The sequence below is a fragment of the Klebsiella michiganensis genome, assembly GCF_015139575.1.
In the GTDB taxonomy this organism is placed as follows: domain Bacteria; phylum Pseudomonadota; class Gammaproteobacteria; order Enterobacterales; family Enterobacteriaceae; genus Klebsiella; species Klebsiella michiganensis.
In genome coordinates this window covers 3543512-3570392 of record NZ_AP022547.1, presented here as the reverse complement: position 1 = coordinate 3570392, position 26881 = coordinate 3543512, and the positions used below count along the sequence as shown (strand labels likewise).

Sequence of the window (26881 nt, the reverse complement as noted above, 5' to 3'; positions counted from 1 at the left end):
TAAATTTTGCCGAACAAGTGGGGAGGGGCGGGATACGACGCACAGGCCGCATCCCGCCTGCTATCAGGCGGCGGCGTTCTCTTCGAGCTGGCGCATAAACTGGCGCACCCACTCCATCCGCGTTTTACGCTCGGCAAGGTCCTGCGTAAACTTGAGGCGCGTTGGGCCATCCAGGCGATAGTGCTGAGGCTGCTTTTGCAACAGGCCAATTAGCCACATCGGGTTCACGTTATTCTTCTCGTTAAACTCAATGGTGCCGCCCTTTTCGTTGCTCTCCAGCTTGCGGATCCCCAGCTTCTGCGCCTGCTGGCGCAGTCGGGCGATATCGAGCAGGTTTCTTGCCGGGTCGGGCAGCAGGCCAAAGCGATCGATAAGCTCGACTTTGATCTCCTCCAGCTCATTCTCGTTCTTCGCGCTGGCAATGCGTTTGTAGAACGACAGGCGCGTATTCACATCCGGGATAAAGTCATCCGGCAGCAGCGACGGCATCCGTAGCTCAACTTCGGTCTGCTGACTGGTAAGATCCTCCAGCGAGGGTTCGCGGCCTGCTTTCAGCGCGTCAACGGCATTTTCCAGCAGCTCCATATAGAGGGAGAAGCCGATGGTTTCCATGGAACCGCTCTGATCCTCGCCCAACAGTTCACCCGCGCCGCGAATTTCGAGGTCATGCGTTGCCAGAGCGAAGCCAGCGCCGAGATCTTCCAGCGATGCAATAGCCTCAAGGCGTTTTTGCGCATCGGTGGTCATCGCCTTCGGATGCGGCGTCAGCAGCCAGGCATAAGCCTGATGGTGCGAACGACCGACGCGACCGCGCAGCTGGTGCAGCTGTGCGAGACCGAAGTGATCGGCGCGCTCGATAATAATGGTGTTCGCCGTTGGAATATCGATCCCGGTTTCGATAATGGTGGTGCACACCAGCACGTTAAAGCGCTGGTGATGAAAATCGTTCATCACCCGTTCGAGTTCGCGCTCGCGCATCTGGCCGTGACCGATGGTAATGCGCGCTTCCGGCACCAGCTCTGCCAGCCTCTCGGCGGCTTTCTGGATGTTTTCCACGTCATTATAGAGGTAGTAAACCTGGCCGCCGCGCAGTACCTCACGCAGGATCGCCTCGCGGACCACCAGCGCGTCATATTCGCGGACGAAGGTTTTGACCGCCAGACGGCGGGCGGGCGGGGTGGCGATGATCGACAGATCGCGCATACCGCTCATCGCCATATTCAGCGTACGCGGAATAGGCGTGGCGGTCAGGGTCAGGATATCGACGTCGGCGCGCATCGCCTTGATGCGCTCTTTATGGCGCACGCCAAAGCGGTGCTCTTCATCAACAATCAGCAGGCCGAGATCGCGCAGCTTAACGTCCGGCTGCAGCAGTTTATGGGTGCCGATAAGAATATCGACTTTCCCTTCCGCGACCTGCTCGAGGATCTGCGCCTGCTCTTTGGCGCTACGAAAGCGCGAGAGCATCTCGATGCGCACCGGCCAGTTGGCGAAGCGATCGCGAAAGTTATCGAAGTGCTGCTGGGCGAGTAGGGTGGTCGGCACCAGCACCGCCACCTGCTTATGGTTTTCAACCGCCAGAAACGCGGCGCGCATCGCCACTTCCGTTTTGCCGAAGCCGACATCGCCGCACACCAGACGGTCCATCGCCAGCGGCTGACACATATCGCTCAGTACGGCGTTAATAGCCTGCGCCTGATCGGGCGTGGTCTCGAACGGGAAGCCGTCGCAGAACAGCTGATATTGCTCTTTATCATGTTTAAACGCGTAGCCCGCTTTCGCCGCACGCTGGGCGTAGATATCCAGCAGTTCGGCGGCCACGTCGCGCACTTTCTCCGCCGCTTTCTGCCGCGCCCGCGCCCAGACGTCGCCGCCCAGTTTATGCAGCGGCGCATTCTCTTCCGCGCCGCCCGCATAGCGGCTAATCAGATGCAGCGACGACACCGGCACGTACAGTTTGGCATCGTTGGCGTAGGTCAGCATCAGGTATTCGCCGTTGATGCCGCCCGCTTCAAGGGTGGTCATTCCGGCGTAGCGCCCAACTCCATGCTCAAGATGCACCACCGGTTGGCCGATATGCAGCTCCGCCAGGTTACGAATCAACGTATCGGGATTGATGGTGCGGCGAGAGTCCTGACGACGGCGCGCGACGCGCTCGCCCAGCAGGTCACTTTCGCAAATCAGCGCCAGATTACGCTGGCTATCGACGAAACCATGCTCGGCGGCGCCGATCATCAGATAGCGGCCATTACCCGTCGCCTCTTCAAGACGCAGGATATGCTTTGGCGCGATCTTAATACGCGCCAGCATTTCGCCAAGCGCCTCTCGACGCCCCTCGCTCTCGACCGAAAAAATCACCGGCCCGCTGAAGGACTCGAGGAATCGGCGCAGGTTATCCAGCGGCGCTTTGTTCTGCGCCTGGATCGCCAGCTCGGGTAATTTCTGATAACCGAGATTGGTGTTGGCGGCTTTTTCCGCCAGACGCTCGGTTTTGAGCTGGACGCGCGGCCATTTTTTGAGCTCGCTAAACAGCTCATCGCTGCGCAGCCACAGCTGTTCCGGCGGCAAAAGCGGGCGCATCGGGTCGACGCCGCGGTTTTCAAAGCGGGCGCGGGTTTCGTTCTGGAAGCGTTCGGCGCTGGCCTCCAGATCGCCGGTATTAACGATCAGCGTTTTCGCCGGGAAATAGCTGAACAGCGGCGGCAGCGGCTCGTTAAAGAACAGCGGCTGCCAGTATTCGATTCCCGCGGGCAGCGTGCCTTTACTAACCTGCTGATAAATATGCTCGGCGTCGCGTTTGACCTCAAAGCGGTCGCGCCACTGGCTGCGGAATAGCTCGATAGCGGCCTGATCCGTCGGGAATTCGTGCGCCGGAAGCAGGTTAATGCTGGCGACTTCCTCCAGCGTACGCTGGCTGTCGACGTCGAACAGACGCAGGCTGTCTATCTCATCATCAAAAAAATCGAGACGGTAGGGCTGCTCGCTGCCCATAGGAAAAAGGTCAAGCAATGCGCCGCGCGTGGCGTACTCGCCGTGCTCCATCACCTGGTCGACGTGACGATAGCCGGCGCTATCCAGCTGGGAGCGCAGCGCATCCCGCGACAGGCGCTGGCCTTTTTTCATCACCAGCGCGTGGCCGTGGAGGAAATTATGCGGACAGACGCGCTGCATCAGGGTGCTGACCGGGATAATCAGTACGCCGCGTTCCATGGTCGGGAGCTGGTACAGGGTGGCGAGACGGGAAGAGATAATGTCCTGGTGCGGGGAAAAGCTATCGTAGGGGAGGGTTTCCCAATCCGCCAGGCCCGCCACCATGCTATCGGTAAACTGCCTGATTTCATCATTCAGACGCAGGGCGTTTTGCATATCGGGGGCAATCAGTACCACCGGTCCGCCGTGGCGCTCGGCCATTTCCGCCACCAGAGTGGCGCAGGCCGCGCCGGTCAGTTCGCCAATCTGGCGCTGATCGCCGGCTTTAACCGGCAGAGAGTATCGGTATTGTTCAGGCATAGACGGTATCATGATCTCTTGGGTATTCGCTCTGCCGATATGGAGGGCAACTCGCTGATATTCAATAGTGAGATTATCCGCGATCGACCCGGATTCGCCAACCCGTATCGCAAACATCCTGTCGTGGCCAAAAATGTAACGAACTCCGATAAGCGTAAAGTTAAATAATGACTTACCTGTCTATCTTGTTGTTTATATTGGTGTTTTGCTGTTTTTGTCAATAAAATCTACAGGTATCAGTCATTTACGCTGCCCATAATCGCTTATATACTCGGGCATCGGCTATCAGCAATCAGATGGATTACATGTATCAACCTGCCGCACTCTTTATCGGCCTTCGCTATATGCGTGGGCGCGCAGCCGACCGCTTCGGTCGTTTCGTCTCCTGGCTTTCGACCATCGGCATTACGCTTGGCGTGATGGCGCTGGTGACCGTTCTTTCGGTGATGAACGGCTTTGAACGCGAGCTGCAAAACAACATCCTGGGGCTGATGCCGCAGGCCATTCTTAGCGCCAAGCAGGGGTCTGTAAACCCGCAACAGCTGCCGGAAAGCGCGGCCAGATTACAGGGGGTCACCCGCGTGGCGCCGCTGACCACCGGCGATGTGGTGCTGCAAAGCGCCCGCAGCGTGGCGGTCGGCGTGATGCTCGGCATCGACCCGGCGCAAAAAGATCCCCTGACGTCCTACCTGGTTAACGTCAAGCAGGGCGATCTGCAGGCCGGCAAGTATAACGTCATCCTGGGTGAACAGCTGGCAGGACAGCTGGGCGTCAATCGCGGCGATCAAATCCGCGTGATGGTGCCTTCCGCCAGCCAGTTTACCCCGATGGGGCGGCTTCCCAGCCAGCGCCTGTTTAACGTGATCGGTACCTTTGCGGCCAGCAGTGAAGTCGATGGTTATCAAATGTTGACCAACATCGACGACGCCTCGCGCCTGATGCGCTACCCGCAGGGAAATATTACCGGCTGGCGGCTGTGGCTGAATCAGCCTTTACAGGTGGATACCCTCAGCCAGCAGACGCTGCCGGAAGGGACCAAATGGCAGGACTGGCGCGAGCGTAAAGGCGAACTGTTCCAGGCCGTGCGGATGGAAAAAAATATGATGGGCCTGCTGCTGAGCCTGATCGTCGCCGTCGCCGCCTTTAACATCATTACCTCTCTGGGAATGATGGTGATGGAAAAGCAGGGCGAGGTGGCGATTCTCCAGACCCTCGGCCTGACGCCGCGGCAGATCATGCTGGTCTTTATGGTTCAGGGGGCCAGCGCCGGGATCGTCGGCGCGCTGCTTGGCGCCGGGCTGGGCGCGCTGCTGGCCAGCCAGCTGAATAATTTGATGCCGATTATCGGCGCGTTCCTCGACGGCGCCGCGCTGCCGGTGGCCATTGAGCCGCTGCAGGTCATTGTGATTGCCCTGGTGGCAATGGTGCTGGCATTACTCTCTACGTTGTATCCTTCATGGCGCGCTGCCGCCACTCAACCCGCTGAGGCTTTACGTTATGAATAAGATCCTGCTGCAATGCGACAACCTGTGCAAACGCTATCAGGAAGGCACCGTGCAAACCGACGTGTTGCATGATGTCAGCTTCAGCATTGAGGAGGGCGAGATGATGGCGATTGTCGGTACCTCCGGTTCCGGCAAAAGTACGCTGCTGCATCTGCTTGGCGGGCTGGATACGCCGACCTCCGGCGACGTTATCTTTTCCGGCCAGCCGATGAGCCAGCTCTCCGCCGCCGCCCGCGCCGATCTGCGCAACCGCGAACTGGGCTTTATCTATCAGTTTCACCACCTCTTACCGGATTTCACCGCGCTGGAAAACGTGGCGATGCCGCTGCTGATTGGTAAGCAGAAGGCGGCGGATATCGAGCGGCAGGCGAAAGCGATGCTGCGCGCCGTCGGGCTTGAGCACCGCAGCGACCACCGTCCGTCGGAGCTCTCCGGCGGCGAGCGTCAGCGCGTTGCGATTGCCCGCGCGCTGGTCAATAAACCGCGCCTGGTGCTGGCGGACGAGCCCACCGGTAACCTTGACGCCCGCAACGCCGACAGCATTTTTCAGCTGCTTGGCGAGCTGAACGTGGCGCAGCGTACCGCCTTCCTGGTGGTGACCCACGACCTGCAGCTGGCAAAACGCATGAGCCGCCAGCTGGAGATGCGCGACGGGCGCCTGACAGCCGAACTCTCCCTGATGGGGGCTGAGTAATGGCTTCTCCGTTATCGTTATTGATTGCCCTGCGCTTCAGCCGTGGACGGCGGCGCGGTGGGATGGTGTCGCTGATTTCGGTTATTTCGACGATCGGTATCGCGCTGGGCGTGGCGGTGTTGATCGTTGGCCTGAGCGCGATGAACGGCTTTGAACGCGAGCTCAACAACCGCATTCTGGCGGTGGTCCCGCACGGTGAGATTGAACCGGTGAACCAGCCGTGGAACAACTGGAACGAGGCGCTGGCGAAGGTTGAGAAGGTCAAAGGCATCGTTGCCGCGGCGCCATATATTAACTTCACCGGGCTGGTGGAGAGCGGCAGTAATATGCGCGCCATCCAGGTGAAAGGCGTTGACCCGCAGCAGGAGAGCCGTCTCAGTTCGCTGCCCAACTTTGTGCAGAACAATGCGTGGGCCAGCTTTAAAGCCGGCGAACAGCAGGTGATCCTTGGTAAAGGCGTCGCCGATGCCCTGCACGTTAAGCAGGGGGACTGGGTGTCAATTATGATCCCTAACTCCGATGCCGAGCATCAGCTGCTGCAGCCAAAGCGCGTCAGGCTTCACGTCGCCGGTATTTTGCAGCTAAGCGGTCAGCTCGATCATAGTTTTGCCATGATTCCCATGCAGGATGCGCAGCAGTACCTTGATATGGGCAGCAGCGTGACGGGGATCGCCATCAAAGTGACCGACGTGTTTCATGCCAACACCCTGGTACGCGATGCGGGCCAGGTGACCAATAGCTACGTTTATATCAAGAGCTGGATAGGCACCTACGGCTATATGTACCGGGACATTCAGATGATCCGCGCCATTATGTACCTGGCGATGGTGCTGGTGATTGGCGTGGCCTGCTTTAACATCGTCTCGACCCTGGTGATGGCGGTGAAGGATAAAAGCGGCGATATTGCGGTGCTGCGCACGCTTGGCGCAAAAGACGGGCTGATCCGCGCGATTTTCGTATGGTATGGTTTACTTGCCGGTTCGGTAGGGAGCCTGATTGGGGTGGCGATTGGCGTTATCTGCGCCTTTAAGCTGACCGCAATCATTAACGGTATTGAGAACCTGATCGGGCATAAATTCCTCTCCGGCGACATCTATTTTATTGACTTCCTGCCGTCTGAACTGCACTGGCTGGACGTCGTTTACGTGCTGGTGACGGCACTGTTGCTGAGTTTGCTGGCCAGCTGGTATCCCGCCCGCCGCGCCAGCCGCATTGACCCGGCGAGGGTGCTGAGTGGCCAGTAATTTATCGTCATGGTCGGCTTTGCTGACCAGTAAAGAGGAATTGCTGAAATGTACTATGGATTTGACATTGGCGGCAGCAAGATAGCGCTGGGCGTATTTGATAAAGCGCGGCGGCTGCAGTGGGAAAAACGCGTCGCCACGCCGAAAGAGAGCTACGAAGCATTTTTGCAGGCGGTAGAGGAGCTGGTTGAAGAAGCCGACCAGCGCTTCGGCTGCCAGGGCTCGGTGGGCATCGGTATTCCGGGCATGCCGGAGACGGAAGACGGCACGCTCTACGCCGCCAACGTGCCCGCCGCCAGCGGCAGGCGGCTGCGGGCCGATCTGAGCGAACGTCTGGGCCGCGATGTGCGGCTTGATAACGACGCCAACTGTTTTGCCCTCTCCGAAGCGTGGGATGACGAGTTCACCCAATATCCACTGGTGATGGGGATGATCCTCGGCACCGGGGTTGGCGGGGGGCTGGTGCTCAACGGAAAATCGATTACCGGGCATCGCTATATTACCGGCGAATTCGGCCATATCCGCCTGCCGGTGGATGCGCTGGAGGTGGTGGGGCGCGATTTTCCGCTTACGCGCTGCGGCTGCGGCCAGCTGGGCTGCATTGAAAACTACCTTTCCGGACGCGGCTTCGCCTGGCTGTATGAACATTTTTACCAACATGCTTTAACCTCGCCCGAGATCGTCGCGCTATGGCAGCAGGGCGACGCGAAGGCGCGCGAGCACGTCGAGCGCTATCTCGATTTACTGGCGGTATGCCTGGGCAATATTTTAACGATTGTCGACCCGGATCTGCTGGTGCTTGGCGGTGGATTGTCTAACTTTACAGCAATAACCGAAGGGCTGGCGCAGCGCCTGCCGCGACATCTGCTTCCCGTTGCCAGCGTGCCGCGCATTGAGCGTGCGCGCCATGGCGATGCCGGAGGCATGCGCGGTGCGGCCTTCCTTCATCTGACTCAATAACGACAGAGGTAGCTATGCAGTCGCGCCGCTTACATCGATTAAGCCGATTTCGCCGCAATAAGCGTCGGTTACGAGACCGTCTGCGTCAGCGGATTTTCTTCGGCGAAGATAAGGAGACCCCTGAAACGATGGAAAAACCAAGAGTCGTGGTGCTCACCGGCGCGGGTATTTCGGCAGAGTCGGGAATTAAAACCTTCCGCGCCGCCGATGGCCTGTGGGAAGAGCATAGGGTGGAAGACGTGGCGACGCCGGAAGGCTTCGCCCGCGATCCGGCGCTGGTGCAGGCGTTTTACAATGACCGCCGCCGCCAGCTGCAAGGACCGGACATCGTGCCCAACGCGGCGCATCAGGCGCTGGCGCGGCTGGAAGAGGCGCTGGGCGATCGTTTTCTGCTGGTGACCCAGAATATCGATAATCTGCACGAGCGCGCGGGCAACCGTCGGGTGATCCATATGCACGGCGAGCTGCTGAAGGTGCGCTGTTCGTGGAGCGGCCAGGTGCTGGCGTGGACCGGTGATGTGACGACGGAAGATAAGTGTCACTGTTGCCAGTTTCCCGCGCCGCTGCGCCCGCACGTGGTGTGGTTCGGCGAGATGCCGCTGGATATGGATGAGATCTACCTTGCGCTGGCCGAGTGCGATATCTTTATCGCCATCGGCACTTCCGGGCACGTTTATCCGGCGGCAGGCTTTGTTCACGAAGCGCGGCTGCAGGGCGCCCATACGGTAGAGCTCAACCTCGAGCCAAGCCAGGTGGGCAGCGAATTTGCCGAAAAACACTATGGACTGGCAAGCGAAGTGGTGCCGGAGTTTATAGGCAAGCTACTGAAAGCGTTTTAACGTTTTAGCGCAGCGGCTTTCTGCTGCTGGCGCGGACCTTCAGGCTGGAGGGGAGCTCAATGGCGCTCTCCAGCGTATTTCCAGCCAGTAAATCCAGCAGCGTTTTACCAGCAACGGTTCCCGCCTCGCTCCATGGAAACTCTACCGCAGTTAACGCCGGCGAGCAGACCGCGGCAAGCGTACCGCCGCTAAGGCTGGCCAACGCCAGGGTATCCGGAACCTTAATTCCCGCGTTATGACAGGCCATAATACAGCCGCAGGCCAGCTCGTCCGAGGTACAGATCAGCGCATCCAGCTCTGGCCAGGTGATGCGAATATCATTCAGCAGATTGAAACCGGTGGTGATCCCTGAAGGTAAATGCGGCGTCACTACCCGGTGCGGAGAGTGGTTGATTGAGAGCATTGCACTATTCCAGCCGCTTAATACCTGCCTGAACATGATGTTGTTTGACGCCGTGCAGAGTAAACCAAGGTTTTTATAGCCCGCCTGTGCCAGCGATGAGACCAGTTTTTTTAGCGCGGCGGAGTAGTCTACCCCAATGCTAATACCGGCCGTTTCGTGGTTAATCGCGCCGATTTCTACCATCGGTATACCGGCATTCATCAGCATCTGCGAACAGCTGTCAACGTTATCGATATTGAACTGAACGATTGCCGCCGGATTATAGGCCAGCATCTGCCGAAAAGCCTTCTCTTCACTTTGCCCGCCCTGACCAGATTCGATAAACATCATGGTATAGCCCTGCGGCGCGAGGACGGTTTGTAGCGTTTCCGAGGCGGCGATAAAACCGGGCGATGAAAAAGAGGGGACAACGCCCATAACCAGCGTTGAGTCCGCTGAAGCCAGGCTTCGGGCCTGCAAATTGGGCACATAGCCGAGTTCGCTGACCGCGGCTTCGATGCGCGTGCGTAGTTCTGGGTTGACCTTTTCAGGCATACGTAACGCGCGGGATACGGTCATAGTACTGACGCCCACCAGCTTTGCGACTTCTGCCAGCGTGATTTTGCCGGTGTTCTTTCTGCGTTTTTCTTTTGCGCCGTCATCCGTTTGTAACGTCTGCACTGATTTCCTCCTGTTTACCCAATCGCACCGGTCTATTGTAAATGATGGCGAGCGACCAGGGCACTACTAATGCTCATGCGTAAAGCTCACCAGGAGTATGGTTAATAAAGTTAGCGGTAACAAGTATTTTAACATTTTATCGTGTTAGCGCTAACTTTGCGATACAGATCACGGTAAGTCCGGAAAGTATTCCACTATAGTAGGCCCACATTGAAATAGAGCGGGGGATTTATGATTTCCACCTGGTTAACAGAAAGGAAGATTCAAATAGTTGATAGCGTCAGCGACTGGAAACAGGCGATTACTATTTCTGCGCAGCCTTTGCTAGCCGATGAATCAATTAATGAAAACTATGTTGAAGCTATTTTTCTTAGCCATGAAGAATTAGGTCCGTATTATGTTTTAGCCCCCGGTCTGGCAATGCCTCACGCACGCCCGGAGCAGGGGGCTAAAAAAAATGGGTTATCCTTACTGCACATAAAGGAAGGCGTTTCTTTTGATGCTGATGAAAATGATCCCATTTTTGTCGTGATTATGCTATGCGCGGTTTCTGGCGATGAACATATCCGAATGATTACCGCGCTGGCGGAAATTTTCTGCGACGAAGCGCGTCTTGATGGCCTGCTTAAGGCATCGACGAAAGAAAAAATAAACAATATTATCAATGGCTAATGAGGTTTGTGATGAAGAAAATTTTGATTGTATGCGGTAATGGCTTAGGCAGCAGCTTCATTGTTGAAATGAACGTCAAAAAAATCATTACTGAGTTAGGTAAAGAGGCTGAAGTCTCGCATACCGATCTCACTTCGGCAAAAAGCGAATCTGCAGATATTATTTTAAGCGCTAAAGATATCGCTGAGCACCTGACCGGGCACAGCGCTCAGGTTTTTGGTTTAAATAACCTGCTGGATAATAATAAAATTAAAGAAATTCTTGTGGCTAACCTTTAATTAATTCCTTGTGGCCCTACGGAGTCATTCTATGCTGCAGTTTATTATTCATGATGTGCTTGGCACACCAGCAATACTGGTCGGTCTTTTTTCTTTAATTGGTTTGCTATTACAGAAAAAGGCTATCTCTGATGTTATTTCCGGGACCCTGAAAACGATTATGGGTTTCGTCATATTAACATCAGGGGCGGCGATTATTGCCACGACGTTAACAACATTTAGCCAGCTGTTTGAACATTCATTCCATATTCAGGGCGTGGTGCCCAACACCGATGCGATGGCCGCGCTGGCGCAAAAAAACTACGGTACGGCGACCGCGATGATCATGGTGCTGGGGATGCTGTTTAACATCGTTCTGGCGCGCATTACTCCGCTGAAATATATCTTTTTGACCGGTCACCATACGCTGTATATGTCGGCAATGCTGGCAGTGATCCTGTCCGTTGGCGGCCTGACGCCTTTCTGGGTTGTTGCTCTCGGCGCGGCGATCCTCGGCGCGATGATGGTGGTTTCCCCGGCAATCCTGCAGCCCTTTACCCGTAAAATTACCGGCACTGACGATCTGGCTCTGGGACACTTTGGTTCCACCGGCTATCTGCTGTCGGCGCTGGTCGGTAAAGCGATAGGTAAAGGCAGCCCGTCGATTGAAGAATTGAAGGTACCGAAATCGCTGAACTTTCTGCGTGATTCATCGGTGGCCATCTCGCTGACTATGATGATTCTGTTCCTGATTCTGGTACTGGTGGCGGGGAAAACCTTTGTTGAAACCAGCATTAGCGGCGGTCAGAACTTCATTATCTTCGCCATTATTCAGTCGCTAACCTTTGCCGCCGGGGTATGGATCATTCTTGCCGGCGTACGCATGGTGATTGCCGAAATCGTCCCGGCCTTTAAAGGTATTGCCGATAAGCTGGTCAAAGACGCTAAACCGGCGCTTGATTGCCCAACGGTATTCCCGTTCGCGCCGAATGCGGTCATCGTCGGCTTCTTGTCGAGTTTTGCCGCTGGTCTGGTAAGCATGTTCCTGTGTCCACTGTTTGGCCTCAGCGTGATTGTTCCCGGCCTGGTTCCGCACTTCTTCTGCGGCGCAACCGCGGGCGTATACGGCAATATCTGCGGCGGCCGCCGTGGCGCCATTGTTGGCGCGTTTGCACAAGGCTTACTGATTTCTTTCTTACCCGCCATTCTGCTGCCGCTGATGGGCGACCTGGGCTTTGCATCCACCACTTTCGGTGATGCGGACTTTGGCGTGGTTGGCATCGTGCTCGGACACGTTGTGGCCTGGTTTAATTAATTGATTTTTTTGGCGGAGGGATACGGCTGCTCAGTTTTCACCCTCGTTGATGTGCATCTGATGGTTAACCACCCGGAAGAGATTATTCCGCTGCGGCGTGGTACTGAGCCCGGCTACGCCTGGGATAACAGGATGACTCTCTTCGAGGGTGAGGTTAACGCATAAAATTTACAGCGTCCTCAATCGGCACGTCAATACGGGTTTAAGCAGAGGTCTATTTAACCGGTCCGGCTTTCTGTTTGCCCGCATTGCCGCAGTTGCGTTGGGGACGCTGTAACCTTTCTGTCTGCCAGGAGCAGTATGATGTTCGCAAGATGTGAACTTGCTAACGCTATTCGTACGCTGAGCATGAACGCAGTACAGCAAGCCAAAACCGTTCACCCGGGTGCCCCGATGGGTGTGGCTGACATTGCCGAAGTCCTGTGGCGTGCTTTCCTGAATCGTAATCCGCAGAACCTGTCCTGGAGCGACCGCGATCGTTGGCATGACCAGCTTCGGTGAGTCTGCGCCGGCGGATCCGCTGTTTGAAGAGTTTGGCTTCACCGTGCATGACACCGTTGCCAAAGCGGCAGCGCTGGTATTAATTTGGCCGTTAATATATTTCACATATATGTAACGCTGTGATTAACAAAACAGTATCAGACAGACATTTGTGGCATGTTTCTTCACTCGGACAACAGAGAAGGAATAACTCCATGGCCACTGAATATGTTGACTACCTGATCCTCGGCGACGAGCATCACGGCGAAATCCACAGGGATATTAAAAGCCACTCTCTCCGGGTCCGTTCGAAATACGCCGCCTGTTCCGTCCGGGGAGACGCCTCTGCCGAGCAGCCAAAAATGGTGAACTACAACGTCCATGAATATCCGGCGCAGGATGGGCGATTTTATCTGGTGGCGACCAACTATCCCCTGGCCGATTTTGACGTTGAAGACGCGCTGGTTAAATCAAGAATTCATCCGTTGAGAAGCTAGAAACGCACTTCCCGAAGCGGTCGGGTAAGCACCATGCTACCCGACCTGTGAGGTGATTAACGACCCGCCTTCAGCTTCTGATAATACTCTTCATAAAGCGTACTGGCGCTGCCGACATCGTTCTGCCATTCGCCTTTCTGAATCGTTGCGGCGTCCGGGTAGAGCGATTTATCGTTGGCGACTTCCGGGCTTAGCATCTTCCGCGCGGCAAGGTTTGGCGTCGGGTAGCCGATGGTTTCCGCGACCTGTTTAGCCACTTCCGGGCGCAGCAGGAAGTTGATCAGCTTCAGCGCGCCATCGACGTTTTTGGCGTTTGCCGGAATCGACAGGCTATCCATCCAGAAGATGCCGCCTTCTTTCGGCCATACGATTTCCAGCGGCGTACCGGCCTGACGCGCAACCCACGCGGAGCCATTCCACACCATGCCGAGGTTGACCTCGCCTTCCATATACGGGTTCGCCGGGTTATCGGAGTTGAACGCCGCGACGTTCGGCATCAGTTTTTTCAGCTCGTTATAGGCCGCTTCAATCTCTTTCGGATCGGTGGTATTACCGGAGTAGCCCAGTTTACGCAGTGCGACCTGGAACACTTCGCGCGCGTCGTCGGTCAGCAGCAGGCTGCTCTTATACTCGGGTTTCCACAGATCCGCCCAGCTGGTGACGGTCTTCGGATCGATCTCTTCGCTATTCACCCCAATGGCCGTCGCGCCCCAGATGTACGGAATGGAGTAGTCGTTGTTGGGGTCGAACGGTTTGTTGAGCATTTCAGGGTCAAGATTGCTGAAGTTGCTCAGTTTGCTCTTGTCGATCTTCTGCAGCATGCCCTCTTTACGCATTTTGTCGACGAAGTAGGTGGAAGGCACGACCAGATCGTAGGCGCCGTCTTTATAGGTTTTGAGCTTGGCGTACATGGTTTCGTTCGACTCGTAGGTCGAATAGATCACCTTGATGCCGGTCTCTTTGGTGAACTGTTCCAGCAGCCCCGGCGGGACATACTCGGTCCAGTTGTAGAAATAGAGCGTTTTGCTATCGTCCGCGTGCGCGGCGCTCATACCAACTGCCAGAGCGCCCGCAGCGAGCAGGTGGCGTGACCATTTTTTCATTTTAACGTCCCCTGAGTTTTATCACGTGCAATTATCTGGCTGGCAATAACCATCACCAGCGACAGAACCAACAGAATGGTCGCCAGCGCATTAACCTCCGGCGATACCCCAACTTTAACCATCGAATAGATCTTCAGCGGTAGGATCTCATAACCCGGCCCGGTGACGAATGAAGAGACCACCACATCATCCATCGACAGGGTAAAGCTCAGCAGCCACCCTGCGGCCACCGCGGGCAGCGCCAGCGGCAAAATGATCTTTCGCAGAATGGTCAGTTCGCTGGCGCCGAGATCTTTCGCTGCTTCCAGCATCCGCACGTCAAAACCTTTCAGGCGCGAAAATACCGTGACCACCACGAAGGGCAGGCAAAAGGTGATGTGGGAAAACAGCAGCGACCAGAATCCCAGCTGAATACCGATCAGCATAAACAGCACCAGCAGCGAAATCGCCATCACGATATCCGGCGACATCATCACCACAAACAGCATCCCGCTGACGAACGGCTTGCCGCGAAAGCGATAGCGGTACAGCGCCACGGCGGTCAGCGAGCCGATAAGCGTAGCGAAGGTCGCCGAGAGCACCGCCATGGTCAGCGAGTGCTGCGCCGCCTGCAGCAGGCTGTCGTTGTTCATCAGCAGGCTATACCAGTTGGTGGTAAAACCCTGCCAGTTAATGCCAAAGCGTGAACTGTTAAACGAGTTAACGATCAGAATAATAATGGGAATATAGAGATACGCGTAAATAGCGGTCATAAAGCCGCCGCGCAGCAGTCGACCGATCATTCCAGCTCCACCTTTTTATTCAGTAAACGCGCCGCGCGCCAGTAAATCAGCAGCATCAGACCCATCACCAGCGTAAGCGTGATGCTGGTCGCCGCGCCAAACGGCCAGTCGCGGATGTTGAGGAACTGGCTCTTAATCACGTTACCAATCAGCAGGTTCTTCGCGCCGCCCATCAGGTCGGAAACGTAGAACAGCCCCATGGCCGGAAGCATCACTAGCAGGCAGCCGGCGATAATCCCCGGCATGGTCAGCGGAATGATGATACGGATAAAGGTTTGTAGCTTACCGGCGCCAAGGTCTTTTGCCGCTTCCAGCAGCGGGCGGTCGAGCTTCTCGATGCTCGAGTAGAGCGGCATCACCATAAACGGCAGCAGAATATAGACCAGGCCGATAATCACCGCCGAAGGGGTGTACATGATGCGCAGCGGCGTATCGATGATACCCAGCCACAGCAAAAATTCATTAAGGTAGCCCTTGGTGCTGAGGAAAATCTTCAGGCCGTAGATACGAATCAGCGAATTGGTCCAGAACGGCACGATCAGCAGAAACAGCATCAGCGGGCGCACCTTCTCCGGTAGCCTGGCCAGGAACCAGGCGAAAGGGTAGCCGAGCGCCAGGCAGGCCAGCGTCGCCAGCAGCGCCATATTTAACGAATGCAGCAGCACGTCGTAGTAGAGCGGGTCGAGCAGGCGCGCGTAGTTGTCCAGCGTAAAGACCAGCTTGACGAAGTTGGTATCGTCGCGGGTCAGAAAGCTGGTGGCGATGATCATCAGGTTGGGCAGAAAGACAAACAGCACAAGCCAGCCCACGATGGTGGCGATCGCCACATTCTGGAATTTACTGGTGTTCTTCATCGGCCAGCACAACCTCCCAGCTTTCTACCCAGTTAATGGCCATTTTCTGGTCGAGAGAGTGGTCAAAATCAGGATCGTCTTCATTAAAGAATTCGCTGACCATCACCATTTTACCGTTTTCCAGTTCAACCACCGATTCCAGCGTCATGCCTTTATAGTTGCGTTCGCGGATATAGCCTATCAGGCCATCGGCGTCATTACTGTCGTGGATCTCGTCCACGCGCAGGTCTTCCGGGCGCAGCAGAACGTTAAGCCGCTGGCCTTTTTCAACGGCGAAGTTGACGTAGATATTGCACTCGCGGCCTTCGACGCTGGCGCGCACCCGCCGATCGTCAATCCGTTCAATGACCGTAGCGCTGAAAATGTTGATTTCGCCGATAAAGCTGGCGACGAACAGGTTTTTCGGTTCTTCGTAGATTTCGCGCGGCGTACCGTCCTGCTCGATTTTACCCTCGCGCATCACCACGATACGGTCGGACATGGTCAGCGCTTCTTCCTGATCGTGGGTCACGAAGACGAAGGTGATGCCGAGCTTACGCTGTAGCGCCTTCAGTTCGTTCTGCATCTGCTTGCGCAGTTTATAATCAAGGGCGGAGAGGGATTCATCAAGCAGCAGCAGGCGCGGTTTGTTCACCACCGCGCGGGCAATCGCCACGCGCTGCTGCTGGCCGCCGGACAGCTGATGCGGTTTACGTTGAGCAAACGCTTCAAGCTGCACCATGCGCAGGGCATCGTGGACGCGGGGCGCGATGTCCACCGTCGGGGTTTTCTGCATACGCAGGCCGAAGGCGACGTTTTCAAACACCGTCATGTGCGGAAACAGCGCATAGCTTTGAAAGACGGTGTTCACATGGCGGTTTTCCGCCGGGATATGGGTGATATCGTGATCTTCGAGATGGATTTGGCCGCTATCGACGCTTTCCAGTCCGGCGATAAGACGAAGAACGGTTGTTTTACCGCAGCCAGAGGGGCCAAGCAGGGTGAGAAACTCACCGTTGTTGATGGTCAGATTGAGGTCGGAGATAACCGTTTTACCATCAAAGCTTTTGCGAATTCCCGCCAGCTGAACCAGCGGAGAACGCGAACGCGGTTGTGTATTCAATTTTCGACTCTGTCCCATGTAGACGCAGCGGAAAGCTTACCGATGCGGGGTTTGTGGTTAACCACCTTTGGTTTTGCACATAAAATAATAAGGCCGAGCATTCTACGGCAAACGATTGTAATCGCCAATGATTGATGCGCCATGATGAACTACCTTTACAACATTATCGTGTGAAATGTATTAAATTCTCATTTGCCGGGCTAAAAATGACCTGACGCAATATTTGGTTTTTCCGGCTTATCAATAATGTTGTCACAAAAGAAGAGGGTGGCTACATGGATAAATTGCTTGAGCGTTTTTTGCAGTACGTTTCTTTAGACACGCAGTCGAAACCGGGCGTGCGTCAGGTACCGAGCACGGAAGGTCAGTGGAAGCTGCTACGTCTGCTTCAGGCGCAGCTGCAAGAAATGGGACTGGTGAATGTGACGCTGAGTGAGAAAGGGACGGTCATGGGCACCCTGCCAGCTAACGTTGAGGGTGATATTCCGGCCATTGGCTTTATTTCTCATGTCGATACGTCGCCTGACTTCAGCGGCAAGAACGTGAATCCGCAGATCGTAGAAAACTATCGCGGCGGCGATATCGCGCTTGGTATTGGCGATGAGGTCCTCTCGCCGGTGATGTTCCCGATACTGCACCAGCTGCTCGGGCAGACGCTGATCACCACCGATGGTAAAACGCTCCTCGGCGCCGATGATAAAGCCGGTATCGCAGAGATCATGACCGCGCTGGCGACGCTAAAGGCGAAGAATATTCCTCACGGCGATATTCGCGTGGCCTTTACCCCGGATGAAGAGGTGGGCAAAGGGGCGAAGCATTTCGATGTTGCCGCGTTTGACGCCTGCTGGGCCTATACCGTCGACGGTGGCGGCGTAGGTGAGCTGGAGTTCGAGAACTTTAACGCCGCGTCGGTGACGATTAAGATCGTTGGCAACAATGTTCATCCCGGTACGGCGAAAGGGGTGATGGTCAACGCGCTGTCGCTGGCGGCGCGCATTCATGCCGAAGTCCCAGCGGACGAAGCGCCGGAAACCACCGAAGGCTATGAGGGCTTCTACCATCTGGCCAGCATCAAAGGCACGGTCGACCGGGCCGATATGCACTACATCATCCGCGATTTTGACCGCAAGCAGTTTGAGGCCCGCAAGCGCAAAATGATGGAGATCGCCAAAAAGGTCGGCAAGGGGCTGCATCCGGATTGCTATATTGAGCTGGTCATCGAAGACAGCTATTACAATATGCATGAAAAAGTGATGGCGCACCCGCACGTGGTGGAGATTGCCCGTCAGGCGATGGTGGATTGCCAGATCGATCCGCAGATGAAGCCGATTCGCGGCGGTACCGACGGCGCGCAGCTCTCCTTTATGGGTCTGCCGTGTCCGAATCTGTTTACCGGCGGCTATAACTACCACGGCAAGCATGAGTTTGTGACGCTTGAAGGCATGGAGAAGGCGGTGCAGGTGATTGTACGTATTGCGGAGCTGACGGCGAAACGAGGCGCATGAAGGCTATAAGCTACGGGCCCGGTGAGGCGTCAGCCGTCACCGGGCAGTCGAAGACTCAGTCCTCAAAGAACCAGTAGCCGCTGTTGACCAGCGCGGCCAGCAGGGCGAGGAAGGAGGGATCTTCCAGCGCATCGCCGAGATGCTCAGCGTTTAGCGTCAGGTGGGTTGCCAGAGCATCCAGCGCCGGACGGTGCGGAGAGTTGATCTTCTCGCCGTTGACGAATACCTCGCCATCAATCCGCAGCACGCGCAGGCCCCCAAGACGCGTCAGCTTATCCCCCTGCTGCAGGGCATCGTAAATTTCATCCGGCTGGTACGGTGGCTCCGGCGGCGCCACGTCCAGCTCGTGCCGGGACTGGGTGATAAATTCGCCGAACCACTGCTTAAAGTGCTCCGGCTGATTAATCAGCCCCAGCATCATATCGCGCAGGCGATCCAGCTCCGCGGGCAGAATATCCGCAGGGTGCTCGCGAGACGGTACGTCCGGGTCGGCGTAACGCTGGCTGCCCAGTTCACGCTGCAAAATATAATCAGCAAAGCCGCTGAACAGCTCACGCGCGTTAGGCGCGCGATAGCCAACTGAATAGTTGAGCGAGTTTTCCAGCGAGTAGCCTTCGTGCGGGAACCCCGGCGGAATATACAGAATATCGCCCGGCTCCATCTCTTCATCAATGATGGCTTCAAACGGGTCGACCTGCAGCAGGTCCGGGTGCGGGCAGTGCTGTTTCATCGGCACTTTTTCACCCACGCGCCAGCGGCGGCGGCCGGTACCCTGAATGATAAACACATCGTACTGGTCGAGATGCGGACCGACGCCGCCGCCGGGGACGGAAAACGAGATCATCAGATCGTCGATGCGCCAGTCGGGCAGGGCGCGGAACGGATGCATGAGCGCCGCCGTTGGCTGATGCCAGTTATTGACTGCCTGTACCAGCAGCGACCAGTTATTCTCGCTCAGGTGATCGTAGCTCTCAAAGGGGCCGTGGCTGACCTGCCATTTACCGTCCTGATGACTGACCAGGCGGCTGTCGACTTCGCTCTCCATTGCCAGTCCGGCCAGTTCGTCCGGGCTTAACGGATCGACGAAATTAGCAAAGCCCCGTTTCAGCACCACCGGGCGTTTTTGCCAGTAGCGTTCGATAAAGTCGGGCCAGTTAAGCGTTAATTGATAATCCATATTTATATTCCACAGCAGGTGTCTGTTAGGGATTATAACGGATGCGGCACCAGCATGATGCAGGCGCCGTTAAAAAACCGACTGTTTTAGCTCTCTTTATCTTCCAGTGCCTGGCGACCAAAAATAACTTCCATGCAGGCGCCGCCGAGCAGGCTCTCTTCGGCGAGGATGCGGCCATCGTACTGGGCTACGATATCGCGGGCAACCGAGAGACCGACGCCCTGTCCGGGGCGCAGCGTATCTGCGCGCTGGCCGCGGTCGAACACCGCGCTGCGCATCGCGGCAGGGATCCCCGGGCCATCATCTTCAACCAGAATATGCAGATGGTTGTCGTTGGTCTGCCGGACGGAGACTTCCACAAACTCAAGGCAGTATTTACAGGCGTTATCGAGCACATTGCCCATAACCTCCATAAAATCATTCTTTTCACCGACAAAACTGATTTCCGGCGAGATATCCAGGGTAATGTTCACGCCTTTACGTTGATAGACCTTATTCAGCGCCGAGGTCAGGCTGTCGAGGAGCGGAGCGATGGGATGCAGCTCGCGACTGAGCAGCGAACCGCCGCTGCGCATGCTGGCGCGGTGCAGATAGTAGCCAATCTGCTGCGAGATGCGGCTAATCTGCTCCAGCATCACCGGCTCTGCTTCATTGACGCTCATTTTCTCACCGCGCATGGAACGCAGCGTACTCTGCATCACCGCAAGCGGGGTTTTCAGACTGTGGGTGAGGTCGGTCAGCGTCGTGCGGTATTTATCATAGCGTTCGCGTTCGCTTTTCAGCAGGCGGTTGAGGTTGCTGACCAGCCGCGTCAGCTCGCGGGTGGTATTCGGATTGAGCATCTCACGGTGATGCTCCTCCAGTTCGCGCACCTCTTTGGCCAGCGATTCGATAGGGCGCAAGCTCCACCATGCCGCGACCCACAGTAGCGGGATCACAAGCAGCAGGTTAGCCGCGAGGACATAGATAAACCAGCTCCACACCATGTAGGAGCGCTTAAGCTCTACCGGAATGGTGTCGACAACCACGATACTGAGCTGCGGCATGGTGCTGGTGGCCGGATAGATATTGATCGCCACCGAGTGGGTCATTTCGGAGCCATCGTCCTCTTGCCGAATGGCGTCCAGCTGTTGTTGAATCTCATGGTTGTTGTGCTGCAGCATACTGCTGCTGTCAACGTCGGCCTCAATTTCGTGAAAGCCGTTGTTTTTGAGCCAGTCCGGTTGAATACGTTTTACCAGCCAGGGTACGTCGCGCTGTGCCCACAGCAGCTGGCCGCGGGCGTCGTAAATGAGCGTCACCGTGGGGCTTTGCATATTCAGGTTTTCGGGGATATCAACATCGATGGTGTTGTTTTCCCATTTCGCCAGCATATAGAACAGATTGCTCTCGCCGCGCAGCAGGCGGAAGGTGGTTTTATCGAAACTGACGCTATACCCCACCAGCGCGACCATGCCATAGGAGAGTGACAACACCAGCACCACGGCGGCCGTCGCCAGCAGAAAGCGAACGCGTAACGACAGCGGCAGAATATGCCGCAGCACCCCTTTCATCCGCGCAGTTCGAACAGATAGCCCTGACCGCGCACGGTGGTAATCACATCCTGCGGATACTCAGCCTGTATTTTTTTGCGCAATCGTCCCATCAGCACATCGATGGTATGGCTTTCGCGCAGCTCGGCGTCGGGATAGAGCTGCAGCATCAGCGAATCTTTGCTGACCACTTTGCCCCGATTGCGGATCAGGGTTTCCATAATGGTGTATTCAAATGCCGTCAGCTTGATGGGCTGGTCGTTGACCGACAGCTCGCGACGCGACAGATCCACCTGGAAAGGCGGAATGGAGATAACCTGTGATGCCAGGCCGCTATTACGCCGCAGAAGCGCCTGCATGCGGGCGGCAACCTCTTCGATATGGAACGGCTTAGTGACGTAATCATCCGCTCCGGCGCTCAGGACCTCAACCTTATCCTGCCAGCCTTCGCGGGCGGTCAGCACCAGCACCGGTACCGACACGTCGTGGCTGCGCCAGCGACGAATCAGCGAAAGGCCGTCTTCATCCGGCAGGCCAAGATCGACGATGGCGATGTCCGGAACGTGCTCACCCAGATAGTAATCCGCTTCCTTTGCGTCTTCCGCCGCATCGACCTGATGTCCCAGCTCCTGCAGCTGAACTTTCAGGTGGTGGCGCAGCAGAGCGTTATCCTCAACCACGAGTACGCGCATGCCAGTTCTCCATTTTATTTATGATATTGAACAGTTTAGCGTTTATTATACACCTTTAATATAAACAGCTGTTAAATAAAGAATTTTATTCGATTTTTTGTACCTCGGTCTCTTGGGCGGTGAGGACGAGTCCATCTTCGGCCGCGGGCGACATCATCGGTATCGGGCGCAGCGTACGTTTATCGATCAGTGCGGAATGGGGTTCCCCATGGGCAAACAGATGCAGCTCTCCCCACTGGCGTAGCGCAACGACAACGGGGAACAAACGCTCTCCTTTTGCCGTCAGTACGTATTCCTGATAAGCCGTGCCATCCGAGGCGGATTGCATAGTGAGAATACCTGAGTTTACCAATTTGTGCAGACGGTCAGAGAGAATATTACGTGCCATACCGAGGCTTCGCTGAAAATCGCTGAAGCGGCGTATGCCATCAAAGGCGTCGCGTACAATCAACAAGGACCAGCGATCGCCGATAATATCCACGCTTCGGGCGACGGGGCAGGTTTCGTTTTTCATTTTTTCACGCGCTGGCATGGGCTCTCCGAACGGTCTGTTAAGTAGTTGCATTTTAAAACTTGATGTTCTAGCCTTCAACTGGTTTTATTTTGAAACCAGATAACCAAGGTGGGCATCATGAAAGCGACACTGATATCTCCAACGCTAAGCGATCCGCAAACGGTTATGCCTCGCAGCCTGGTCTGGCTGTTTGCTATCGCCAGCGGCCTGAGCGTGGCAAACGTGTATTACGCGCAACCGCTGCTCGACGCGCTAGCGCGAGATTTTGCGATCGGCGACGCCGCGATTGGCGGGGTGATTGCGGCGACCCAGATTGGCTGCGCAATGGCGTTGCTACTGCTGGTGCCGCTGGGCGACAGGGTGAATCGCCGCCGCCTGATGGCGACGCAGGTGATTTTACTGATCGCTGCCCTGGCGGCGGTGAGTATGGCTTCCACCGCCGTGATGCTATTGGGCTGTATGCTTGCCGTTGGCCTGCTGGGTACCGCGATGACCCAGGGGCTAATCGCGTATGCCGCCAGCGCCGCCGCGCCCCATGAACAGGGGCGCGTGGTGGGCGCTGCGCAAAGCGGAGTATTTATCGGGCTGCTGCTGGCGCGGGTCTTCTCCGGGTCGATTAGCGATCTCTTCGGCTGGCGCGGGGTGTACATCTTGGCCGCTTTACTGATGCTGGGTATTGCGCTTCCGCTGTGGCGTCGGCTGCCGGTATTGGCGGCTGCGCCGAACCCCCTGAGCTATCCGCGGCTGTTGATATCCATGCTGGCTCTGCTGCGCCAGGAAAAAGTGCTTCAGGTGCGCGGCGTGCTGGCATTACTGATGTTTGCCGCTTTCAATATCTTCTGGAGTGCGCTGGTTTTGCCATTAAGCGCTCCGCCCTTTCGCTTTTCCCATACTGAGATTGGTGCCCTGGGCCTGGTCGGGGTCATCGGCGCTCTGGCAGCGGGGCGTGCCGGTAAATGGGCCGATCGCGGATATGGGCAGCGCACCAGCGCCGCGGCCCTGGTGATGTTGCTGATAGCCTGGTGGCCGCTGTCGCTGATGGCATGGTCGCCCGCGGCGCTGTTGGTCGGCATTGTACTACTGGATCTCGGCGGTCAGGCGCTGCATGTCACCAATCAAAGCATGATTTTCCGTACCCGTCCCGAAGCGCACAGCAGGCTGGTCGGTTTGTATATGCTGTTTTATGCGCTTGGCAGCGGTTTGGGCGCGGTGAGTACGACAGCGGTATATGCGCGCGCGGGATGGCAGGGCGTTTGCCTGCTGGGGGCTTCGGTCAGTCTGCTGGCGCTGCTGTTCTGGTTGATGACCCGGGGGATGACGACGAGCAGATGAGGGGGAGGAAAAATAACCCTCTTTCCCGGCGGAAAGAGGGTGGAAAGGTTTACTTCAGTTCGTCAACCATGGTGGTCGCACGGCCGATATAGTTAGCCGGGGTCATGGCCTTCAGGCGAACTTTTTCCGCTTCCGGCAGCGCCAGGCTGTCGATGAACTGCTGCATGCCTTCGGCATCAACGCGCTTGCCGCGGGTCAGCTCTTTCAGCTTCTCGTACGGCTTCTCGATGCCGTAGCGACGCATGACGGTCTGAATCGGCTCGGCCAGAACTTCCCAGTTGTGGTCCAGTTCATCCAGCAGGCGGTCCTGATTCAGCTCCAGCTTGCTCACGCCTTTCAGGGTGGATTGATACGCGATCAGCGCGTAGCCGATGCCCACGCCGAGGTTACGCAGGACGGTGGAGTCGGTCAGGTCGCGCTGCCAGCGGGAAACCGGCAGTTTGCTTGCCAGATGCTGCATCACCGCATTGGCCAGACCGAGGTTGCCTTCGGAGTTCTCGAAGTCGATCGGGTTCACTTTATGCGGCATGGTGGAAGAGCCGATTTCGCCGGCAATGGTCTTCTGCTTGAAATGGTTGAGCGCGATATAGCCCCACACGTCACGATCGAAATCAATCAGGATGGTGTTGAAGCGGGCGACGCAGTCAAACAGCTCGGCGATATAGTCGTGCGGTTCAATCTGGGTGGTGTACGGGTTCCACTGGATACCCAGCGAGGTGACGAACTCTTCGCTGAACTGGTGCCAGTCGACTTCCGGATAGGCGGCGATGTGGGCGTTATAGTTCCCAACCGCGCCGTTGATTTTGCCCAGAATTTCAATCTGATTCAGCTGACGATACTGGCGCTCCATACGGTAAGCGACGTTCGCCATCTCTTTACCCATGGTGGACGGCGTGGCCGGCTGGCCGTGGGTGCGGGAAAGCAGCGGGATATCGCGATACTGTACCGCCAGGTCCTTAACCGCGTCGATCAGCTTGCGCCAGTATGGCAGGATCACTTCGTCGCGGGCGGTTTTCAGCATCAGCGCGTGGGACAGATTGTTGATGTCCTCGGAGGTGCAGGCGAAGTGGATAAACTCGGAGACCGCGTGCAGTTCTGCCACGTCGGCGACTTTTTCCTTGAGGAAATACTCAACCGCTTTGACGTCGTGGTTGGTGGTACGCTCGATCGTTTTGATGCGCTCTGCATCTTCTACGCTGAAATCGGCGACGATTTTATCAAGGTAACCGTTTGCGTCGGCAGCAAAAGCAGGAACTTCCTTGATCGCTGCGTGCGCGGCCAGTTTTTGCAACCAACGCACTTCTACCTGAACGCGGAATTTCAGCAAACCGAATTCGCTGAAGATACCGCGTAGCGCGCTGACTTTGTCGCCGTAGCGGCCGTCGACTGGGGAAACGGCGGTCAGTGAGGATAATTCCATAGATCACAACTCCGGGGTTAAATGAGCAAGAATTTGTTTTGCCTGGTTAACCAGACGATTACGGGAAAACATCAGCTGCAGACGTCCGCCGCCGACCTGGTGCCAGAGCACCGCGGAGCGAATACCTGCCAGCAGGGCAGAACGAACCTTCGCCTGAACCTGAGGGCTTTGCAGCACGGCTGGAGAGCCGGTCACCTGAATCCGCGGGCCCAGCGGGCTAATGACATCAACATAGATGCCGGCCATTGCGCTGAGCAGGGTCTCGGATTGCAGATCGAAATGTTCAAGCTGACGACGCAGGCCACCGATACGGTTGCCGAGGGTATCCATGGCCCCTTTGCTGGCGGCAAGCTTACGCTCGAGCACCATCAGGCTTAGAGTATAGCGGGTGAGTTCGGCGTTCAGTCCCTGGCGACTGCTGGTATTCAGCACGCCAATGAGAGTTTCCAGCCCGAGACGAAGATTGGCTTCACTACCACCGAACACCGCCAGCGTTGAATCCGGGTCGAGGTCGATGATGCTGTTCAGCGACACATGCAGGGCGTCGCTATCGCAGTGCCCCTGGTGCGCCAGTTCCTGAACCAGACGCGCGGCCTGGCAAACGCCGGCCAGCGCCAGCGTAATGTCATAATAATTCTTCGCCACACATTCTCCTTGTAAACCGCCGAATACCTGGTTGAGGCATTCCGCGGCTAATATGTCTGTCAAGCCTGCAGCGGCAAGCGCTGTTCGATAATCCCACCGCCGAGGCAGACTTCGTCGCGGTAAAAGACCGCAGACTGGCCAGGCGTGACGGCGGCAACCGGCTCATCAAAGATCACTTCAATGCGGTCGTCATCCAGCGCTTTTACGCTGCAGGGGATATCGGTCTGGCGGTAGCGGGTTTTCACCGTGCAGCGCAGCGTGCCGGTCAGCGGCTCGCGGTCTACCCAGTGCAGCTGTTGAGCAATCAACCCCACGGACATCAGACGCGGATGGTCGTGGCCCTGGGCGACAATCAGAATATTGTTTTCGACGTCTTTGTCGACCACGTACCACGGGTCTTCGCCGCCGTCTTTGATGCCGCCGATGCCCAGGCCTTTACGCTGACCCAGCGTGTGGTACATCAGGCCCTGGTGCTCGCCAACTTCGTCGCCGTCAACGCTGATAATTTTACCCGGCTGGGCGGGCAGGTAGCGGCCAAGGAATTCACGGAATTTACGTTCGCCGATAAAACAGATACCGGTCGAGTCTTTTTTCTTCGCGGTGATGAGATCCAGCTCTTCGGCGATTTTACGCACCTGCGGCTTTTCCAGCTCTCCTACCGGGAACAGGCTTTGCGCGATCTGTTCGTGGCTGAGAGTATAAAGGAAGTAGCTCTGGTCTTTGTTACCGTCGAGGCCGCGCAGCAGCTGGCTCTTGCCGTTAACGTCGGCGCGGCGCACGTAGTGCCCGGTGGCGATGTAGTCAGCGCCGAGGTCTTCTGCGGCAAATTCGAGGAAGGCTTTAAATTTAATTTCTTTATTGCACAGAATATCCGGGTTCGGCGTGCGGCCGGCTTTATATTCTTCAAGGAACAATTCGAATACGTTGTCCCAGTATTCTGCGGCAAAGTTGACGGTGTGAAGTTCAATTCCCAGCTTATCGCAAACGGCCTGCGCGTCGGCAAGATCCGCCGCTGCGGTGCAGTATTCCTCGCCGTCGTCTTCTTCCCAGTTCTTCATGAACAGGCCTTCCACCTTATACCCTTGCTGGAGCAGCAGGTAAGCGGAAACTGAGGAATCAACCCCGCCGGACATGCCGACGATCACTTTTTTCTGGCTTTCTGACATTGGAATACTCACTACATTGAA

At 56.4% G+C, this 26881-nt stretch carries 24 protein-coding genes and 2 pseudogenes; 13 read left to right on the top strand and 13 right to left on the bottom strand.

Features of this window, described 5'->3' with window-relative positions; translation table 11 throughout:
* Positions 1-63: 63 nt before the first annotated feature.
* Positions 64-3510 (bottom strand): transcription-repair coupling factor, encoded by a 3447-nt coding sequence (gene mfd / locus JLG71_RS16780; protein WP_014228854.1) that lies wholly within the window; start codon positions 3508-3510, stop codon positions 64-66.
* Between the two features lie 39 nt (positions 3511-3549).
* Here mfd and JLG71_RS28640 point away from each other — a divergent pair.
* The 6 genes and pseudogenes from JLG71_RS28640 to cobB form a co-directional block, all read left to right on the top strand.
* Positions 3550-3615: pseudogene (locus JLG71_RS28640) on the top strand (hypothetical protein); the annotation flags it as partial.
* A gap of 200 nt (positions 3616-3815) precedes the next feature.
* Positions 3816-5015 carry a lipoprotein-releasing ABC transporter permease subunit LolC gene (gene lolC, locus JLG71_RS16775; protein WP_200913701.1) on the top strand — a complete coding sequence of 400 codons (1200 nt, stop codon included), beginning with the start codon at positions 3816-3818 and terminating at the stop codon, positions 5013-5015.
* Positions 5008-5709 carry a lipoprotein-releasing ABC transporter ATP-binding protein LolD gene (lolD, locus tag JLG71_RS16770; protein ID WP_014228855.1) on the top strand — a complete coding sequence of 234 codons (702 nt, stop codon included), beginning with the start codon at positions 5008-5010 and terminating at the stop codon, positions 5707-5709. The genes lolC and lolD overlap by 8 nt, the downstream gene beginning before the upstream one ends.
* On the top strand, positions 5709-6953 hold the full coding sequence (lolE, locus tag JLG71_RS16765; protein ID WP_014228856.1) for a lipoprotein-releasing ABC transporter permease subunit LolE: 1245 nt from the start codon (positions 5709-5711) through the stop codon (positions 6951-6953). Before lolD ends, lolE begins: the two co-directional genes overlap by 1 nt.
* A gap of 48 nt (positions 6954-7001) precedes the next feature.
* The gene (gene nagK, locus JLG71_RS16760) at positions 7002-7913 is read left to right on the top strand and encodes an N-acetylglucosamine kinase (RefSeq protein ID WP_025106920.1); all 912 of its coding nucleotides are present in this window, start codon (positions 7002-7004) and stop codon (positions 7911-7913) included.
* A 14-nt stretch (positions 7914-7927) separates the two neighbouring features.
* Positions 7928-8752 carry a Sir2 family NAD+-dependent deacetylase gene (cobB, locus tag JLG71_RS16755; protein WP_047724090.1) on the top strand — a complete coding sequence of 275 codons (825 nt, stop codon included), beginning with the start codon at positions 7928-7930 and terminating at the stop codon, positions 8750-8752.
* Between the two features lie 4 nt (positions 8753-8756).
* Here the strand turns inward: cobB and JLG71_RS16750 are convergent, their stop codons facing one another.
* Complete coding sequence (locus JLG71_RS16750) at positions 8757-9815, bottom strand: LacI family DNA-binding transcriptional regulator (RefSeq protein WP_025106922.1); 1059 nt, start codon at positions 9813-9815, stop codon at positions 8757-8759.
* 231 nt (positions 9816-10046) lie between these two features.
* On the opposite strand from JLG71_RS16750, the gene JLG71_RS16745 reads away from it, so the two are divergent.
* From JLG71_RS16745 to JLG71_RS16725, 5 genes and pseudogenes are all read left to right on the top strand, one after another.
* Entirely contained in the window at positions 10047-10487 is a 441-nt protein-coding gene (locus tag JLG71_RS16745) for a PTS sugar transporter subunit IIA (RefSeq protein WP_200913699.1), read from the top strand.
* An 11-nt stretch (positions 10488-10498) separates the two neighbouring features.
* A complete protein-coding gene (locus JLG71_RS16740; RefSeq protein WP_025106924.1) occupies positions 10499-10765 on the top strand; it encodes a PTS sugar transporter subunit IIB in 267 nt (88 codons plus the stop codon).
* 31 nt (positions 10766-10796) lie between these two features.
* Positions 10797-12059, top strand: a complete 1263-nt coding sequence (locus JLG71_RS16735; protein ID WP_200913697.1) for a PTS ascorbate transporter subunit IIC — start codon at positions 10797-10799, stop codon at positions 12057-12059.
* A 303-nt stretch (positions 12060-12362) separates the two neighbouring features.
* Positions 12363-12542: pseudogene (locus JLG71_RS16730) on the top strand (hypothetical protein); the annotation flags it as partial.
* 212 nt (positions 12543-12754) lie between these two features.
* Positions 12755-13036 (top strand): hypothetical protein, encoded by a 282-nt coding sequence (locus tag JLG71_RS16725; protein WP_004131449.1) that lies wholly within the window; start codon positions 12755-12757, stop codon positions 13034-13036.
* A gap of 56 nt (positions 13037-13092) precedes the next feature.
* On the opposite strand, the gene potD is transcribed toward JLG71_RS16725, so the two are convergent.
* Genes potD through potA form a run of 4 tightly spaced genes read right to left on the bottom strand, consistent with a single transcriptional unit; the run spans position 13093 to position 16895 of the window.
* Positions 13093-14139, bottom strand: a complete 1047-nt coding sequence (potD, locus tag JLG71_RS16720; RefSeq protein WP_049103777.1) for a spermidine/putrescine ABC transporter substrate-binding protein PotD — start codon at positions 14137-14139, stop codon at positions 13093-13095.
* The gene (gene potC / locus JLG71_RS16715) at positions 14136-14921 is read right to left on the bottom strand and encodes a spermidine/putrescine ABC transporter permease PotC (protein WP_004849960.1); all 786 of its coding nucleotides are present in this window, start codon (positions 14919-14921) and stop codon (positions 14136-14138) included. The genes potD and potC overlap by 4 nt, the downstream gene beginning before the upstream one ends.
* A complete protein-coding gene (potB, locus tag JLG71_RS16710; protein ID WP_004849963.1) occupies positions 14918-15775 on the bottom strand; it encodes a spermidine/putrescine ABC transporter permease PotB in 858 nt (285 codons plus the stop codon). The genes potC and potB overlap by 4 nt, the downstream gene beginning before the upstream one ends.
* Complete coding sequence (gene potA, locus JLG71_RS16705) at positions 15759-16895, bottom strand: spermidine/putrescine ABC transporter ATP-binding protein PotA (RefSeq protein WP_046876576.1); 1137 nt, start codon at positions 16893-16895, stop codon at positions 15759-15761. The genes potB and potA overlap by 17 nt, the downstream gene beginning before the upstream one ends.
* 257 nt (positions 16896-17152) lie before the next feature.
* Here potA and pepT point away from each other — a divergent pair, with 257 nt between their 5' ends.
* Complete coding sequence (gene pepT / locus JLG71_RS16700) at positions 17153-18382, top strand: peptidase T (RefSeq protein WP_032749571.1); 1230 nt, start codon at positions 17153-17155, stop codon at positions 18380-18382.
* A 55-nt stretch (positions 18383-18437) separates the two neighbouring features.
* Here pepT and JLG71_RS16695 read toward each other — a convergent pair whose 3' ends face one another.
* From JLG71_RS16695 to JLG71_RS16680, 4 genes are all read right to left on the bottom strand, one after another.
* A complete protein-coding gene (locus JLG71_RS16695; RefSeq protein WP_004849969.1) occupies positions 18438-19559 on the bottom strand; it encodes a ribosomal protein uL16 3-hydroxylase in 1122 nt (373 codons plus the stop codon).
* A gap of 86 nt (positions 19560-19645) precedes the next feature.
* Positions 19646-21112 carry a two-component system sensor histidine kinase PhoQ gene (phoQ, locus tag JLG71_RS16690; RefSeq protein WP_004849971.1) on the bottom strand — a complete coding sequence of 489 codons (1467 nt, stop codon included), beginning with the start codon at positions 21110-21112 and terminating at the stop codon, positions 19646-19648.
* On the bottom strand, positions 21109-21783 hold the full coding sequence (phoP, locus tag JLG71_RS16685) for a two-component system response regulator PhoP (protein WP_004101181.1): 675 nt from the start codon (positions 21781-21783) through the stop codon (positions 21109-21111). Before phoP ends, phoQ begins: the two co-directional genes overlap by 4 nt.
* 85 nt (positions 21784-21868) lie before the next feature.
* A complete protein-coding gene (locus tag JLG71_RS16680) occupies positions 21869-22315 on the bottom strand; it encodes a winged helix-turn-helix transcriptional regulator (protein WP_200913695.1) in 447 nt (148 codons plus the stop codon).
* 99 nt (positions 22316-22414) lie between these two features.
* On the opposite strand from JLG71_RS16680, the gene JLG71_RS16675 reads away from it, so the two are divergent.
* Positions 22415-23629 carry an MFS transporter gene (locus JLG71_RS16675; protein WP_109240918.1) on the top strand — a complete coding sequence of 405 codons (1215 nt, stop codon included), beginning with the start codon at positions 22415-22417 and terminating at the stop codon, positions 23627-23629.
* Positions 23630-23678: 49 nt separating this feature from the next.
* Here the strand turns inward: JLG71_RS16675 and purB are convergent, their stop codons facing one another.
* From purB to mnmA, 3 genes are read right to left on the bottom strand one after another with little or no spacing between them, the layout of a single operon-like run.
* On the bottom strand, positions 23679-25049 hold the full coding sequence (purB, locus tag JLG71_RS16670) for an adenylosuccinate lyase (RefSeq protein WP_004131470.1): 1371 nt from the start codon (positions 25047-25049) through the stop codon (positions 23679-23681).
* Positions 25050-25052: 3 nt separating this feature from the next.
* Complete coding sequence (hflD, locus tag JLG71_RS16665; protein WP_004131471.1) at positions 25053-25694, bottom strand: high frequency lysogenization protein HflD; 642 nt, start codon at positions 25692-25694, stop codon at positions 25053-25055.
* Between the two features lie 59 nt (positions 25695-25753).
* Entirely contained in the window at positions 25754-26860 is a 1107-nt protein-coding gene (mnmA, locus tag JLG71_RS16660; protein ID WP_004849976.1) for a tRNA 2-thiouridine(34) synthase MnmA, read from the bottom strand.
* Positions 26861-26881 lie beyond the last annotated feature (21 nt).

Bases quoted from the DNA above. Each gene is read 5' to 3' on its own strand.
- lolD (WP_014228855.1), top strand. From the start codon at position 5,008: ATGAATAAGATCCTGCTGCAATGCGACAACCTGTGCAAACGCTATCAG.
- potD (WP_049103777.1), bottom strand. From the start codon at position 14,139: ATGAAAAAATGGTCACGCCACCTGCTCGCTGCGGGCGCTCTGGCAGTT.
- phoQ (WP_004849971.1), bottom strand. From the start codon at position 21,112: ATGAAAGGGGTGCTGCGGCATATTCTGCCGCTGTCGTTACGCGTTCGC.
- cobB (WP_047724090.1), top strand. From the start codon at position 7,928: ATGCAGTCGCGCCGCTTACATCGATTAAGCCGATTTCGCCGCAATAAG.
- potA (WP_046876576.1), bottom strand. From the start codon at position 16,895: ATGGGACAGAGTCGAAAATTGAATACACAACCGCGTTCGCGTTCTCCG.
- potC (WP_004849960.1), bottom strand. From the start codon at position 14,921: ATGATCGGTCGACTGCTGCGCGGCGGCTTTATGACCGCTATTTACGCG.
- nagK (WP_025106920.1), top strand. From the start codon at position 7,002: ATGTACTATGGATTTGACATTGGCGGCAGCAAGATAGCGCTGGGCGTA.
- lolE (WP_014228856.1), top strand. From the start codon at position 5,709: ATGGCTTCTCCGTTATCGTTATTGATTGCCCTGCGCTTCAGCCGTGGA.
- JLG71_RS16695 (WP_004849969.1), bottom strand. From the start codon at position 19,559: ATGGATTATCAATTAACGCTTAACTGGCCCGACTTTATCGAACGCTAC.
- potB (WP_004849963.1), bottom strand. From the start codon at position 15,775: ATGAAGAACACCAGTAAATTCCAGAATGTGGCGATCGCCACCATCGTG.
- phoP (WP_004101181.1), bottom strand. From the start codon at position 21,783: ATGCGCGTACTCGTGGTTGAGGATAACGCTCTGCTGCGCCACCACCTG.
- lolC (WP_200913701.1), top strand. From the start codon at position 3,816: ATGTATCAACCTGCCGCACTCTTTATCGGCCTTCGCTATATGCGTGGG.
- JLG71_RS16745 (WP_200913699.1), top strand. From the start codon at position 10,047: ATGATTTCCACCTGGTTAACAGAAAGGAAGATTCAAATAGTTGATAGC.
- JLG71_RS16740 (WP_025106924.1), top strand. From the start codon at position 10,499: ATGAAGAAAATTTTGATTGTATGCGGTAATGGCTTAGGCAGCAGCTTC.
- mfd (WP_014228854.1), bottom strand. From the start codon at position 3,510: ATGCCTGAACAATACCGATACTCTCTGCCGGTTAAAGCCGGCGATCAG.
- JLG71_RS16735 (WP_200913697.1), top strand. From the start codon at position 10,797: ATGCTGCAGTTTATTATTCATGATGTGCTTGGCACACCAGCAATACTG.
- JLG71_RS16675 (WP_109240918.1), top strand. From the start codon at position 22,415: ATGAAAGCGACACTGATATCTCCAACGCTAAGCGATCCGCAAACGGTT.
- JLG71_RS16725 (WP_004131449.1), top strand. From the start codon at position 12,755: ATGGCCACTGAATATGTTGACTACCTGATCCTCGGCGACGAGCATCAC.
- purB (WP_004131470.1), bottom strand. From the start codon at position 25,049: ATGGAATTATCCTCACTGACCGCCGTTTCCCCAGTCGACGGCCGCTAC.
- pepT (WP_032749571.1), top strand. From the start codon at position 17,153: ATGGATAAATTGCTTGAGCGTTTTTTGCAGTACGTTTCTTTAGACACG.
- JLG71_RS16680 (WP_200913695.1), bottom strand. From the start codon at position 22,315: ATGCCAGCGCGTGAAAAAATGAAAAACGAAACCTGCCCCGTCGCCCGA.
- mnmA (WP_004849976.1), bottom strand. From the start codon at position 26,860: ATGTCAGAAAGCCAGAAAAAAGTGATCGTCGGCATGTCCGGCGGGGTT.